The sequence below is a fragment of the Pseudomonas sp. NPDC089428 genome (assembly GCF_044749325.1).
Classification (GTDB): Bacteria; Pseudomonadota; Gammaproteobacteria; order Pseudomonadales; family Pseudomonadaceae; genus Aquipseudomonas.
On sequence record NZ_JBIVHT010000003.1, the window covers coordinates 215,966 to 231,941 of the forward strand.

Sequence of the window (15,976 nt, forward strand, 5' to 3'; positions counted from 1 at the left end):
CCTTACTGCTGATCGTCCTTGCCGCCGGGCGGTGTGCCCGGCGGATTGCAGCGGCCTCAGACGACATGGATGCTGTTCTGCACCCAGAGGTGGTGGCTCGGATCTTCCTGGGCCGTGTATTGGTTATAGTCGATGCCGTCGGCAGTCTGGTTGCCGACCAGGGTCCAGTTGTCCGTCATGTGCACCGAGTCTTTGTCATCCCCCTTGATGATCAGTGTGTTGTTGCCGGTTTCGGTGATTGCCACCACGTCGGCCAGGTTGAGGGTCAGCGCCACCGCACTGGTGTCGTTGAGGTCGATCACCTCGATGTTGTGGATGCGTTCGGCCAGGGTGCCCAAGTCGATGCTGGCATCGCCGCCGCCCCACAGCAGGGTGTCGGTACCGCTGCCGCCATCGACGCTGGCGAAGTTCTGGTCGACCACTTCGAGGATGTCGTTGCCGGCGCCGCCTTCCAGGGTGATGTGCCCGCCCTGGCTGCCCACCAGGTGGTCGTTGCCGTCGGTGCCGGCGAGCACTTCGCTGGAAGCGGCGGCCGCCACGCTGGCCACGGCCAGGCTGTCGTCGCTGGTGTCGGCCACCAGCGCGGAGAAGGTGGTGAGACCGGCGGCGTTGTCCAGGTTGACAGTCAGCGTGGCGGTGTCGGTGGTGCCGTTGGGGTGGGTCAGCTCGTAGGTGAAGGTGTCGTGCTGGCCGATCACCGCCGAAGTCAGCCCGCTGTTGAGGGTGTAGGTGTAGCTGCCGTCCGCATGCACCAGCAGCGTGCCGTAGGTCCCGGCCACGCTGACGCCGTTGTAGCCGGGGATGGTATACGTGCCGGCGGCCGTCAGCACGCTCAGCACGGTCAGTGCCGAACCCAGGTTGTCGGTACCGGTCGGGTCGGTGATCAGGTTGCCGCTGGCCACCGTGGCGCTGCTGACCACGAACTCGGTGAGGTGCGTGGTGGTGGTGTTGAGGCTGGTGGTGATCGAACTGAGCAGCCCGATGCCACTGGAGCTGACGCGGACCTGGTAGCTGCCGGCTGTCTGCCCGGTGAAGGTGTAGCCGGCGCCACCACCGAGCAGGGTAAGCAGCGAGCTGCCCGGCACCGATTGCACCAGCACGTACTGGCCGGTGCTGGTGTTGAGCTTGTACAGGGCAATGGTGGTGTTGCCGAGCAGGGTCAGCAGGTTGGCCGAGTTGACCACCACTTGCAGGTCGGCGCTGGTGTCGGCGGCCACCGACGTGGTGTAGATGGCCTGGCGCGAGCCGATCACCGGCAGGCTCAGCGTACCCAGGGTGGCGCTGCTGCTGTCGACCCGGTTGGCCAGGGTGATTTGGCTGCTGTCGATATCGTTGACCGCATCCACCACCGTGGCCGGCGCGCTGAGGTTGCTGTCGCTCCAGATTTCCGTGGCCTGCGGGCTGTCGATGCGCACGTACAGATTGGCGGAGTCGGACAGGCCGTTCGGGTGCACCAGCTGGTAGCTGAACACGTCCACCTTGCCGACGCTCGAAGGGCTGCCATTGGGCGTATAGGTGTAGCTGCCGTCCGCATGGATCACCAGGGTGCCGTACTGGCCCTGTACCGTGGTCCCCGCACCGCTGGCGGCGGCCACGTAGGTACCGTTCTTCAGCACCTGCAGCACGGCGCCGCTGTCCGGGCCGCGTGAGTCGACGGTACCGTCTGTGCCCGTATCGGTGATGACGTTACCTGAGGTGGCGCTGCCCGTGCCGGTGAACTGGGTGAGGCTGGTGGCTTCGATGTCCAGGCTGGTGGTGACCTGAGTCACCAGGCCGATGCCGCCGCTGGCCACGGTCAGACGGTAGTCGCCGGCCTGCAGCTTGCCGATATCGACCTGCAGCCCCAGCGGCAGCACGATCAGGTCGAGCAGCCCTTGGGTGTTGCCGGTGGCGATGGTCACCCAGGCGCCGGTGGCATCCTTCACTTGCAAGGTGAAGGTGGAGTTGTTCAGCAGTGCCAGCACGCTGTTGGTGGTCAGTGTCAGGGTCGGATCGACCGTGGTGCCGGCCGCCACCGTCCAGGTGTAGGTCTTGCTGAAGCCCGACAACAGGGTGGTGAAGCTGTCGGTGTAGGTGGTGGTGGCGGTGACTGGCGCCAGGTTGACGGTGGCAGTGGCCAGGTTGTCGCTGGCGATGACCGGGGCGTTGGCGTCGATGTCTGGCGCGGTGATGTTGACGTTGCCAGAGGTATTGTTGCGCGGGTCGGTGAGGGTCACCGTGAGCACCTGGCCGTTGTCCTGGGCCGGGCTCAGGGTCACGCTGAAGGTGCCATTAGGCTGTACCACCGCGGTTTGCAGCACGGTGCCGCTGGCACTGCGCACGGTCACCGTGGCACCGACCTCGCCGGAGCCGGTGAGGGTGGTGCCGTCGGCACTGATGACCAGGTTGCTGGCATTGGCCGGTGGGGTGAGGTCCGGGGCGTTCAGCGCAGTGGCGCTGGAGGTGTTGCCGGCGGCATCGGTGAGGGTGACGCTCAGCGCCTGGAAGTTGATCTGCGCCGCATTCAGGCTCACGGTGTATTGGCCGGTGCTGCCCACCGTGGCGGTGCCGAGCACGGTGCCGGCGCTGTTGCGCACGGTTACTGTGCTACCGGCCTCGCCAGTGCCGCTGACCGTGGTGCCGTTGGCGTTGATTGTCGCTACCGGGGCGACTGGCGGGGTGGTGTCTGGCGCAGTGATGCCGGTGCTGCCGGATGCGTTGCCGGCGGCGTCGGTCTGGCGCACGACCAGGGCCTGGCCATTGTTCTGGGCGCTGGTCAGGGTGATGTTGAAAGTGCCGTCGCTCTGCACGATGGCGCTGCCGACCTGGCCGCCGGGGCCTTGCACGGTCACGGTCGCGCCCGGCTCGCCGTTACCGGTGAGCAGGGTGCCAGCGCCATTGATCACCAGGTTGGTCGGTGCCAGCGGGGCCTGGGTGTCTGGCGCCGTGTAACTGGTGGTGCCAGAAACGTTCAGGGCGGTATCGGCCTGGCTCAGGCTCAGCACCTGGCCATTGAGCTGGGCACTGCTGAGGTTGATGCTGAATGCCCCTGCACCGTTGACCAGGCCGCTGCCGAGCACATTGCCGCTGGCATCGCGCACGGTCACGGTGGCTCCGGCTTCACCGGTGCCGCTGAGCACCAGGCCATTGGCCGACAGCGAGGTGACTACCGGGTTGGCCGGTGGTGTGGTGTCGGCCGCGGTGACGAACACTGGTTGCGACTCGCCACCGAGCAACGACTCTGCCGTCACCGTCAGGTGTTGCCCGTTGAGCTGGGCGTTGTTCAAGGTGATCGAGAAACCACCGTTGACGATATTGGCCGTACCGGTGCCGATCAGGTCGCCGGCGGCGTCGTAGACACGGATCGACGCGCCGGCGGCTGCTGTGCCTGTCAGGGTCAGGCCGTTGGCGGCCAGGGTCACGTTGACCGGTGGTTCCGGTGGGGGCACGAACGGCGTGGTGTAGTCGAACACCGCCGAGGTGTTGTTGGCGGCATCGGTCTGGGTTACTTGCAGGGTGGCCGACGCACCGGGTGCCGGTGACAGGTTGATCGAGAAGTTGCCGCCGCTGTCGACCAGGCCGGTGCCGATCGGCACGCCGCCGAAACTGACCGTTACGGTCGCACCCGCTTCACCACGCCCGGTGAGCACGTTGTAGTCGGTGTTGATGGCAAGGTTGGTGACGATGGCGGGCGGTGAGGTATCGGCGCTCTGGTACTCGGCCGGCAGCGAGGTGTTGCCGGCGTTGTCGGTGGAAATCACGCTCAGCAGCTGACCGTTGTTTTGCGCCGGGCTCAGGCTGACAGTGAATTCGCCGCCTGCCGGCACGGTGACGGTGCCGACCACGGTGCTGGTAGCGTTGCGCACGGTGATCACGCTGCCCGCTTCAGCGCTGCCGCTGAGCAGCGTGCCGTTCCCGGTCAGGGCCAGGTTGCTGGGCTGTACCGGTGGTGTCAGGTCCGGGGCGATCAGTTGCAGGGGCGCGGACGGGTTGCCAGTGGCGTCCTGGGCGATCACGGTCAGCACCTGGCCGTTGACCTGCGCTGCGTTCAGGTTGAGCACGAAGAGACCGTCGGGGTCGATGGTGCCCTGGCCGATCAGGTTGCCCTGGCTGTCCATCACGGTGACGCGCGCGCCGGCTTCGCCGGTACCGACCAGTTGCGTGCCGCTGGCGTTGAGGCTGGCGATCACGGTGCCCGGCGGTGTGCTGTCGACGGCTGTCACCGTGCTGATCGGCGAGAGGTTGCCACTGGCATCTGTCAGGGTCACCTGCAGGACCTGGCCGTTGAGTTGCGCCGGGCTCAGGTTGACCACGAACGTGCCGTTGGCAGCCACCGTGGTGGTGCCGACTTCGATGCTGCCGACGTACACCCGTACGGTCGTGCCGGCTTCACCGGTACCGCCGAGCTGGTCGCCCGCGGCATTGAGCCGCAGGTCGAGCGCCGCGGCGGGCGGCGTCAGGTCAGGGGCGTTGACGGTGACCGGCTCGCTGATGTTGCCGGGTGGGTCGGCCTGTTGCACCGACAGCGCCTGCTGGTTGATCTGCGCAGGGCTGAGTTCGACGCGGAAGCTGCCGTCGGCGAGCACCGTGGTGGTGCCCAGCAGTACACCGGCGGCGTTGTTCACGGTGACTGTCGCACCTGGCTCGCCACGGCCACTGACCACGCTGCCGTCGGCATTGATGACCACGTCGGTGAGGGCGTCTGGCGGGGTGAAGTCCGGGGTTTGCAGGGTCGCTGCCGCCGACACGTTGCCGGCAGCGTCGGTCTGGGTAAGGCTGAGCAGTTCTGCGTTGCCCAGCGCCGGGTTGAGGGTCACGGTGAAGTGGCCACTGGCGTCGACGGTCGCCGTGCCGATCTCGTTACCGGCAGCGTTGGTCACGCTGACCCTCGCGCCGACCTCGCCGCGTCCGGTGAGGGTAACGCCATCACTGGAAATCGCCAGCTCGCCCGGCGCCGCCGGTGGCGTTGTGTCGGGCGCGGTGATGGCAGTCGCCGGGGACTGGTTGCCGGCGGCATCGGTAAGCACCACTTGCACGGCCTGGCCGTTGGCCTGTGGCGGGTTGAGGGTGACCTGGAAACTGCCATTGCTCATCACCGTCGCGGTGCCCAGCACAGTACCGTCGGCAGCGACGACTTTTACCGTGGCATTAACCTCGCCAGTGCCGTTGAGCAGGCTGCCGCCACCGGCGAATGCCAGGTTGGCCGGCGCATTGGGTGCCGTGATGTCTGGCGCGTTGAGGCTGACGCTGTTGGACTCGTTGCCGGCCGCGTCGGTCTGTGCGGCGCTGAGCAGTTCACCGTTGACCTGTGCGGCGTTGAGGTTGACGGTGAAATTGCCATTGGCGCCGACCACGGCGGTACCCAGGTCGGCCCCGCCGATACCCAGCACGGTCACGGTGGCACCTGGCTCGCCGCGGCCGGTGAGCACCAGGCCGTCGTTGGATATCACCAGATTGCTCAGCGGTTGCGGCGCGGTGATGTCCGGGGCTTGCAGGTCGGCCGGCAGCGAAGCGCTGCCATCGGTGCCTACCGCACTGACTTGCAACAGCTCGCCGTTGACCTGGGCACTGCCGAGGTTGACGGTGAAGGTGCCGTCGTTGCCGACCGGCGCGGTGCCCAGCAACACGCCGCCCGGGCCGTAGACGCTGACCGTGCTGCCCGGCGCGGCGCTGCCGGTGACTACCAGGCCGTTGGCGGACAGCACCAGGTTGTCGGGGGCATCTGGCGCCAGCTCACCCGGTGCGGTGACGCTCTGTGCCGGCGAGGCATTCTGCGCCGCGTCGGTTTGCACCACGCTGAGGCTTTCGCCGGTGGTGGCGGCCGGTGCAAGCGTGACCGTGAAGCGACCATTGCTGCCCACCGTGGCGGTACCCAGCGAAGAACCGTCCGGTGCGCGCACGGTGACCGTGGCGCCCGCTTCGCCGCTACCCGTCAGGGTGGTGCCGTCGGGCGACACGGCCAGGTTGCTGACTGCCGCCGGTGGTGTGGTGTCGGCAGCCGTGTACGGCGTGGCGGGCGATACGTTGCCTGCCGCATCGGTAGCCGTGACCTGCAAGGTCTGGCCGTTGGTCTGGGCACTGCTCAGGGTGACCTGGAAGGTACCGTTGGCGCTGGCCACGGCAGTGCCGAGCACATTGCCCGCCGCGTCGCGCACGGTGACGGTGCTACCGGCCTCGGCGCTACCGCTCAGTTGCAGGCCGGTGCCCGCCAGCGCCAGCGCAGTGGGCGCTGCCGGCGGGGTGTGATCCGGTGCGATGACAGTGACTGCGACCGATGTGTTGTTAGCGGTGTCGGTCTGGGTCACGCTCAGGTGCTGCGCATTGAGCTGCGCGATGGCGAGCGAGAGCGTAAAGGTGCCATTGGCGGCCACCTGGCCGGTACCGATGATGGTGCCGTCAGGGCCGCGCACGGTGACGCTGGCGCCAGCTTCGCCAAGGCCGGTCAAGGTCACGCCGTTGTTGTTCAGCGCGACATTGGTCAATGCTGCAGGCGGGGTCAGGTCCGGTGTGATGACGCTCACGGCTGGCGAGACGTTGCCAGCGGCATCCACCTGGCTTACGCCGATGGCCTGGCCATTGGCTTGCGAGGTGCCGAAGGTAACGGTGAATCGGCCGTCGGCGCCGACGATGGCGGTGCCGAGCACAGTACCGGCCGCATTGCGTACCTGTACCGTGGCGCCGACTTCACCGCTGCCGGACAGTTGCCGGCCATCGGCACTGAGCAGCGGGTTGCTCACGGCCGCCGGCGGCGTGCGGTCCGGGGTCGCCAGGCTGGCCGGGCCGGAGACGTTGCCGGCGGCGTCGCTAAGGGTGACCTGCAGCGCACTGCCGGTGGTTTGTGCGCTGGGCAGGGTGATCTGGAACTGGCCGCTCTGGTTGACCGTGCCGGTGGCCAGGATCGCACCACTGGCATCGCGCACGGTCACCAGCGCGCCCGCTTCGCCTTGGCCGCTGACCACGGTGGCGGCGCTGTTCAGGCTCAGGCCAGTGGCGGCATCCGGGGCTTGCAGGTCGGGTGCCTGCACGGTGGCTGCCAGCGAGACGTTACCGGCGGCATCGGCCTGGGTGATGGTGAGGTTTTGCGCATTGGTCTGCGCCGGCACCAGGGTGACGTTGAACAGGCCGTTGCTGCCCACGGTGCCGCTGCCTACGAGGGTGCCATTGGCATCGGTCACGTTTACGGTCGCACCGACTTCGCCATGGCCGCTGAGGGTGCTGCCGCTGCGGTTGATGGCAACCTGGGTGGGGGCGTCGGGTGGGGTGGTGTCCGCCGCCACGATGGTGGCCGGTACGGATGGGGTGCCGCCGGCTGAAGCGCGCGCACTGACGCTCAGAACTTGCGCATTGAGCTGGGCACTGGCCAGGAAAATGTGGAAGAAACCGTCACTGCCGACCGTGCCGGTGCCCAGCGTCGCGCCGCCGGAGGTGACGGTGATCAGCGAGCCGACGGTACCTTGACCGGTCAGCAGGAAGCCATCGGCACTGATGACAAGGTTGCTCGGGGTGGCGAGCTCGCTGCCAGTCGGGCCATTCACGGTGATCGCGGTTTCGTTGTTGCCATTGTCTTGCACCACCAGCTGCACGCTGTCGCCAGTGGCCAGGGGTGGGCTGACCTGAACCACGAACGTGCCGTCCGGGCCGACGGTGACGGTGCCCAGTTCGGAGTTGCCGTCACGCACGATCACGGTGGTACCGGGTTCGGCAGTGCCGCTGATGGTGCTGCCATCCGGGCTGACCGAGATATCCGTGGCCGGTGCCGGTGGTGTGCTGTCTATGGCACTGACGCTGGTGGGTTGGGTCGCGTTGCCAGCGGCATCGGTGACCACCACCGTCACCGTCTCGCCGTTGAGCAGGGGAGGGGAAAGCGGAACGCTGAAGGTGCCGTCAGGGTTGACCGCTACGGTGGACTCGACGCCGGTCGCGCTGATTACGGTGACCGAAGTCGCGCCCGGTGCGTTGCCGGTGAGCGCCAGGCCATCGGGGGTGATCGCCAGGGCCGTGGGCTGTGCGGGTGGAGTAAGGTCGGGCGCGGTGGCCTGGGCGGCGCCGGAGACAATGCCCTGGGTATCGGTCTGGGTGATGTCGAGGGTCTGGCCGTCCAGTTGTGGCGGGTTCAACGCCACACTGAAGTTACCGCTGGCCGGCACCACCACGCTACCTAGCAGATCGCCGGCGGCGTTGCGCACCTCTACCGTTGCGCCGGCCTGGCCGGTACCTTGCAAAAGAGTACCGTCGGCACTCACCTGCACGCCGCCCGGGACCGCCGGGCCGCTGGTATCGTCAGCGGTGAAGGGGGCCGAAGGCGAGGCGTTGCCAGCGGTGTCGATCAGCACCACCGACACGGTTTCGCCGTGGGTCTGTGGTGGCGCCAGGCTGATGCTGAAGGTGCCGTCCTCTTCAACGACGCCGCTACCAAGCAATTGCCCGGCCGTATCGCGCACTTGCACGAGGGCGCCGGGTTCACCCTGGCCGGAGAGCACAATGCCATTGGCGCTCAAACCAAGGCCTTGTGCCGGCGCGGGTGCTTCGAGGTCGCTGGCGATCAGGGTGTTGGGGGAGGACGGGTTGCCGCCGCCGTCAGTCTGGATGACGGTCAGGGTCTGGCCGTTGAGTTGTGGTGGATCGATGGTCACACGGAAGCTGCCATCGGCTTGCACCGTGGCGGTGCCGAGGACGGCGCCGCCAGCGCCGGTGACCTGCACCTGCGCGCCGGGTTCGCCATTACCGGTGACTTGCGTACCGTCTCTGGTCAGCGCCAGGCCAGTGGTTATCGAGGGCGGAGTGGTATCGGGTGCTGGCAGATCGACGGCGACGGAAACGTTGCCGGTAGGGTCGCGCTGCTCGACGGTCAGTACCTGGCCATTGGTCTGCGGGGGATTGAGGGTGACTTCGAAGTTGCCATTGGCGCCTACCAAGGCGGTACCGAGGACGCTGCCACCAGGGCCACGCACGGTGACGGTGGCGCCAGCTTCGCCGGTACCCGTGACGGTGCTGCCGGTGCCGTCGATGACCGGGGTGCCGACGGTTTGTGGCGGGGTGCTGTCCGGTGCGGTGAAGTCCACCGGCCCAGCGCTGTTGCCCTGGCTGTCGGTAGCCTCGACCGACAGGCTTTCACCATTGCGCTGGGGCTGGTTGAGGGTGACATCGAAGCGCCCGTCGGCAGCGACCGTGGCGCTGCCCAATACGCTTCCGTCCGCCGCGCGCACGGTGATGATCGATCCGGCCTGGCCCTGGCCGGTCAGGTGCAGGCCTGTACTGTCGATGGCCAGGGCCGAAGGTTGCAGCGGGCCGTCCAGGTCGGGTGCGGTGATGGTGGTGGTCGAACTGTTGCCTGCGCCGTCGCGCAGCACCACGTCCAGTTGCTGCCCGTCGGTCTGGGCCGGGCTCAGGGTGACGCTGAACGTGCCATTGGCGCCGACCACGGCGCTACCCAGTACGGCGCCCTGGGCGTTGGTGACTTGCACGGTGCTGCCGACCTCGCCGCGGCCGGTCAGGGTCACGCCGTCGCTGCTCAACTGCAGGTCGCTGGCTTGGTTCGGCGGGGTGATGTCCGGGGCGTTGATCTGGGTTGGCAACGAACTGTTGCCGTCGGCGTCGATGGCCACCACATCGAGCAGCTCGCCATTGGCCTGGGCCGGGGAGAGGGCAATGGTGAAGGTGCCATCGTTGCCCACTTGCACGCTGCCAAGTACCGTGCCATTGGCATCGCGCACTTCCACCAGGCTGCCCACCGGGGCCGAGCCGCTGATGGAACTGCCATTGGCCGCCAGCACCAGGTCCGCCGGGCTTTCCGGTACGGCAGTGGCAGGGACGATGACGGTGAGCGATACCGAAGGGTTGCCGGCGGCATCGGTCTGTACCAGTACGATGGCATCACCGGCAGTGACCGGGCCGTTGAGGTCGACCAGGAAGGTACCGTTGGCCGCGACTATGCCGGTGCCGATGACCGCGCCGTTGGCATCACGCACTTCCACCGTGGCCCCCGGCTCGCCTCGGCCAGCCACGACCAGGCTACCGGAGCCGATGATGACGTTGCTGATGATCGACGGTGGCGTGGTGTCCGGCACGGTGTAATCCAGCGGTTCCGAACGGTTGCCGGCGGCATCGATCACGCTGATGGCCAGGTGTTCGCCATCGGTCTGGGCCGGGTCGAGGGTGAAACTGAAGCTGCCGTTCGGGCCGGCGATGCCGCTGCCGATCAGGGTACCGTTGGCATCGCGTACCTCCACGCGGGCGCCCGCTTCGGCGCTGCCGCTCAGGGTCACGCCATTGGCCAGGTTGAGCCCGCTCGGTTGTGCGGGCGGTACCAGGTCCGGCGCGGTCAGCGGGCTGGGCGTGGAGACGTTGCCAGCGGCATCGGTGAGAGTGACCTGCAACGACGAGCCATCGACCACTGGCGAAGTCAGTTGCAAGGTGAAGCTGCCATCGGGTTGCACGGTACCGGTGCCGATCAGCTGACCTTGATCGTTCAGGACATTGACGGTGGCGCCGACTTCGCCACGGCCAGATACGGTGCGCCCGTCGGCGCTGATGATCAGGTTGCTGGCCGGGAGTGGCGGGGTGGTGTCACCGCCGTTGTCGATATCCGGTGCGGTGATGTTGCCGGCAGTGGAGGTGTTCCGCGCTGCGTCGGTTGCCGTGACCTGCAACTGTTCGCCGCTGACTTGCGGCGGGTCAAGGGTAATGCTGAATTCACCATTCGCACCGACTACGGCACTGCCGAGCACTGCGGTGCCATCGGCAGTCAGCACGCGCACGGTGCTACCTGGTTCGGCACGGCCGGTGACCACGGTACCATCGGCGCTGATGACAAGGTCGGTCGGGGCATCCGGAGGCGTGGTATCGGGCGGGTTGCCGACGTTGTCATCCGGTGCAGTGATGGCGGTGGCGGAGGAGGTATTTCCGGCCGCGTCGGTGGCGGTGACTTGCAAGGCCTGGCCGTCGGTCTGCGGCGGCTGCAAGGTAATGCTGAACTGGCCGTCGGCACCGGCAACCGTGCTGCCCAGAACGGCGCCGTCGGCACCGAGGACCTGCACGGTGGAGCCCGGCTCGGCGCGGCCGGTGAGGGTGTCGCCTTGCTGGTTGATCGCCAGCTCCGCAGGTGTTGACGGCGCGGTGATGTCCGGTGCGGTGACGGTAACGGATTGCGAGGTGTTGCCTGCGGCATCGGTCAGTGACACACCGAGGTTTCCGCCATTGGCCTGCGGGGTGTTCAGGGCGACATCGAAGCGGCCATCGGCATTCACCGTGCCACTGCCGATGAGGTTGCCTGCGGCGTCGAACACATTCACCGTGGCACCCGCTTCACCGCGGCCGCTCAGGCGCAGGCCGTCGGGCGAAACCAGCAGGTCGATGGCCGTGGCTGGGGAGGTGGTGTCGCCCGGTGCGCTGCCGCCACCTCCACCACTGCCGCCACCGCTGTTGTTTGCCGCTGCCGCCACGCCGCCGACACCGAGCAGGCTGAGGCCGGCGATGGCGAAGGTCGAGGTCCCGGCACCGGCGACACCGATGCCTGCCACCAGTTCGTCAAGCGAGGCCACTTCGTCGAAGGTGAAGCCGTTGAAGGCCGTCGCGTCATAGTTCGCGTGCCACAGGGTACCGTCTTCGCCAACGAACACCATGTCGCTGCCAACACCTGCCTGGTCCACGGCAAAGAAGTTGCCGACAGTGACCTTTTCTCCGGATTTGAGCGTGACGATGAGGTCCTGCCCGCGCCGGGTGACGGTCGCCACCTGGTCGGGGGCGATGGGCATCTGCACGACGGCAGGGTTGTTGAGGGTGATGTTGCCCCAGACATTCTGGGTGGCGACGGCGGATTGCTTGTCGGCGACGACGATGTTGTCCATGAGTGCTCCCTGCTGGATTTCGGTCCACCGGGTCGCGTTTGGCGACCCTTGGCCGTGGCACGGCCGCGTAACCGGAGATTAGGGAGATATAGCAGCCCAGCAGATTGCCACCAGATGGCTTTCCGGGTAGTCCTTTAGTGCATGGTGCCTCAGCGAAGCCCCAGACGACGGGCCAGGCGGCTCAGGTTGGCACGGTCCAGGCCCAGTTCGCGGGCCGCTGCGGCCCAATTGTCCTGATGGCGTTGCAGGCAGGCGTCGATTACCTGGCGCTGATAGTCATCGATAGCCTCGCGCAGGCCGCCATTGGGTACCGCCAGGGCTGCAGGCGTAGCAGGGGCAAGGGCGGCAGTCACCGCTGGCGCGGTGGCACGCAGGTCGAGATCGCTGGCTTCCAGGGTGAGGATGCGTGGGCGCTCCGGGTGTTGGCCCATGGCCTTGAGTGCCGAGCGACCGATCAGGTGTTCGAGTTCGCGCACGTTGCCTGGCCAGTCATACGCAAGCAATGCCGCTTGCGCCTCGCTGCTCAGCCGAAGGCTGTTCAAACCCAGGCGTGAGCGGTTCTGTTCAAGGAAATAGCCAGCAAGAAGCAGCACATCGCGCCCACGTTCGCGTAACGGCGGCACCTGTAGCGGGTACACGCTGAGGCGGTGGTAGAAGTCAGCGCGGTAGTTGCCCGTGCGCACCTCGGCGGCCAGGTCGCGGTTGGTGGCGGCGATCAGGCGCACATCGACCCGGTGTTCGCGGTCCGACCCCAGGCGTTGCAGTTGGCCGCTCTGCAGCACGCGCAACAGCTTGGCTTGCACGGTCAACGGCAATTCGCCCACTTCATCGAGGAACAGCGTACCGCCGTTGGCCAGTTCGAACTTGCCGCGGCGCTCGCCGTGGGCGCCGGTGAAGGCGCCCCGCACATGGCCGAACAGTTCGCTTTCCACCAAGGTGTCGGGCAGGGCTGCACAGTTCAGGCTGACCAGAGGTTTGTCGGCGCGGTTGCTGGCCTGGTGCAGGGCCATGGCCACCAGTTCCTTGCCCACGCCGGTTTCGCCGGTGATCAGCACGGTCAGCTCGCTGGCGCCCACCAGGCGGATTTCATCCAGCAGGCGCTTGTGCGCCGGGCTCTGGCCGATCAGCTCTTTGTCCTGGCCGCTGGCCTGGCGGTAGATCTCGGCGCGCTGGTGCTCGTCTTCGGCGCGCAGGGCCAGGTGCTCGATGCGCTCGGCCACGGTCACGGTGGCGGCGGCCAGGCTGGCGAAGGCTTGCAGGGATTCCAGCTCCAGGCTCTGGAACTGGCCGGGGGTGAGGGCGTCGAGGGTCACCAGGCCCCAAGGGCGCTCGTCGACCATCAGCGGGCAGCCCATGCAGTCGTGCACCTCGAGGTCGGCGTCAGGTGCATTGACCAGGCCATCGTAGGGGTCGGGTAATTCGGAGTCGCTGGCAAAGCGTGTCGGTTCCGGGCGGCTGAGCAGGATCTGGAAACGCGGGTGCTCGCTGACCTTGAAGCGACGACCCAAGGTATCCGGGGAGAGCCCGTCGACGGCTAGCGGCACCAGCCATTCGCCATCCAGGCGCAGCAGCGCGGCGGCATCGCACGGCAGCAGCCCGCGCATGGCTTGCAGCAGGCGGCGGTAGCGCTCCTGGTCGGGCAAGTCGCGGGACAGGTCACTGACCAGGGGCAGCAAGGTGGTGAGCAACGGCTTTGTAGTCATATGGACTCCTGCGTGTCGATTTGACTATACACCTGAGTAGGTCTTTTTGACATGATCGCTGCCAGTGGCTTGATTTCATTGGCGAAAAAAGTTGGCACGATTGCTGAAGTAGCAGGGGCAACCATTTGAAGCCACAGGCTCAGGAGTCGTTGCAAATGCTCAATGCCGAACAACGTGCAATCATCAAAGCCACTGTCCCTCTGCTGGAAACCGGTGGTGAAGCGCTGACCACCCACTTCTACAAGATGATGCTCAGCGAGTACCCAGAGGTCCGCCCACTGTTCAACCAGGCCCACCAGGCCAGTGGCGACCAGCCGCGTGCCCTGGCCAATGGCGTGCTGATGTATGCCCGTCATATCGACCAGCTGGAGCAGCTGGGTGGCCTGGTCGGCCAGATCATCAACAAGCACGTCGCCCTGCAGATTCTGCCGGAGCACTACCCGATCGTCGGCAGCTGCCTGCTGCGAGCCATCGAGGAAGTGCTGGGCAAGGAAATCGCCACCCCTGAGGTCATCGCCGCCTGGGCCGCAGCCTATGGCCAGCTGGCCGACATCCTGATCGGTGCCGAAGAAAGCCTGTACAAACAGAAGGAAGAGGCCGCCGGCGGCTGGCGCGGTACCCGCGAATTCCGCCTGGTCCGTCGTGAACAGGAAAGCAGCGAGATCACCTCGTTCTACTTCGCCCCGGTGGATGGCCAGCCGGTACTCAAGGCCGAGCCTGGCCAGTACATCGGCCTGCAGCTGTTCATCAACGGTGCCGAGCAGCGCCGCAACTACTCGCTGTCGGCCCTGTGCGACGGCCAGGGGTACCGCATCAGCGTCAAGCGCGAGGAGGGCGGCAAGGTTTCCAACTACCTGCATGATGAGCTGGTGGTGGGCGACACCTTGCAGTTGTTCCCGCCAGCCGGTGACTTCACCCTGGCTGCCAGCGACAAGCCGTTGGTGCTGATCAGCGGTGGTGTGGGCATTACCCCGACCCTGGCGATGCTCGAAGCGGCCCTGAAGACCCAGCGCCCGGTGCATTTCATCCATTGCGCACGTAACGGTGCGGTGCACGCCTTCCGCGACTGGGTCGACGGCCTGGCCGAGCGCCATCCGCAGCTCAAGCGCTTCTATTGCTATGCCGAGGAAACGGGCGCACAGAAGGCCGACGCAGTGGGGCTGCTGAGCCAGGACCTGCTGGGCGAGTGGCTGCCGCGTGAGCGCGATGTGGATGCCTACTTCCTCGGGCCGAAAGGCTTCATGGCAGCGGTCAAGCGCCAGCTGAAGGGCCTGGGTGTGCCGGAGCAGCAGAGCCGTTACGAGTTCTTCGGGCCGGCGGCTGCCCTGGAGTGATGGAGTGATGTACTGACTGGGCCGGCCTCTTCGCGCCGAACCGCCGCGAAGAGGCCGGTACAGGTTCATCAAAACATCATCCCAGTCGCTGGCAAGCCAGCTCCCCTGCAGCAGTGCTCCCGCCCGTGGGTAATCGAGAACGAAACGGTCGATCGCATTCGCCGCGCGGGGGCTGGCTTGCCAGCGACTGGGCCGATCAATACTTCCTGCCTATATATAAGGAAAGATGAAGGGTGCCTCGGCACCTTTCATCTTTAATCCTCCTTTAATCACTGTATCCTTCACTCCCGGGTGTCGAGGGGCTTGCCCCTGCGCGGCACCCGGGCAGCCGCTTTTTTACCGGCCGACGTTGAACCGACCTTGCTGCATCCGGTCTCAGCATCTCCGGATAGCCCTGTGCAGTGCTGTCTCGCCGCCTCCTCGACACGCTAAAGGGCCATGCCTGCGTGTAGAATCGCACGAAGGCGGGCGGACCACGCTGCCACTATCCATCGAAGGAATCGGCAATGAACGAACAAACCTTGCGCCTGAACCGCGAACGGCGCTTTCTGGTGCTGCTGGGGGTGATCTGCCTCGCCCTGATCGGCGGTGCGCTGTACATGCAGGTGGTACTGGGTGAGGCTCCTTGCCCGCTGTGCATCCTGCAACGCTATGCCTTGCTCTTTATCGCCATCTTCGCGTTCATTGCCGCCGCCATGCCCGGGCGCCGCAGCCTGACCCTGTTCGAGGGCCTGGTGGTGCTCAGTGCCATTGGCGGAATCGTTGCGGCCGGCAACCATGTGTATATACTCGCCAACCCCATGGTCAGTTGCGGCATCGATACCCTGCAACCGATCGTCGACGACCTGCCCCTGGCCAAGCTATGGCCGCTGGTGTTCCAGGTCGATGGCTTCTGCAGCACGCCGTACCCGCCGATCCTCGGTTTGTCGCTGGCGCAGTGGGCACTGGTGGCGTTCGTCCTGACTGCCATCCTGGTACCGTTCGGCATCTACCGCAACCGGCGCCAGTCTTAGACATAAGTCCCGATTTCGGTGTGGTCTTTTGCACCGGATGAGAAGAGTGAAAAGTCCTCTCCCGCTTGATCCAGATCAACCTCAAAGCCTTGTGAAATGCG

4 protein-coding genes are annotated in these 15,976 nt (G+C 66.4%); 2 read left to right on the forward strand and 2 right to left on the reverse strand.

Annotation, left to right across the window (positions count from 1 at the left end):
* Window positions 1-56: 56 nt before the first annotated feature.
* Together ACIPZ5_RS07360 and norR are read right to left on the reverse strand one after the other, a co-directional pair.
* Window positions 57-11,825, reverse strand: coding sequence for a BapA/Bap/LapF family large adhesin (locus tag ACIPZ5_RS07360; RefSeq protein ID WP_400807558.1), 11,769 nt, complete (start codon window positions 11,823-11,825; stop codon window positions 57-59).
* 149 nt (window positions 11,826-11,974) lie between these two features.
* Complete coding sequence (norR, locus tag ACIPZ5_RS07365; RefSeq protein WP_400807561.1) at window positions 11,975-13,528, reverse strand: nitric oxide reductase transcriptional regulator NorR; 1,554 nt, start codon at window positions 13,526-13,528, stop codon at window positions 11,975-11,977.
* A gap of 155 nt (window positions 13,529-13,683) precedes the next feature.
* On the opposite strand from norR, the gene hmpA reads away from it, so the two are divergent.
* Both hmpA and ACIPZ5_RS07375 read left to right on the forward strand, forming a co-directional pair.
* The gene (gene hmpA / locus ACIPZ5_RS07370) at window positions 13,684-14,862 is read left to right on the forward strand and encodes an NO-inducible flavohemoprotein (RefSeq protein ID WP_343595543.1); all 1,179 of its coding nucleotides are present in this window, start codon (window positions 13,684-13,686) and stop codon (window positions 14,860-14,862) included.
* Between the two features lie 506 nt (window positions 14,863-15,368).
* Window positions 15,369-15,875 (forward strand): disulfide bond formation protein B, encoded by a 507-nt coding sequence (locus tag ACIPZ5_RS07375; protein ID WP_261942728.1) that lies wholly within the window; start codon window positions 15,369-15,371, stop codon window positions 15,873-15,875.
* Window positions 15,876-15,976: the final 101 nt, after the last annotated feature.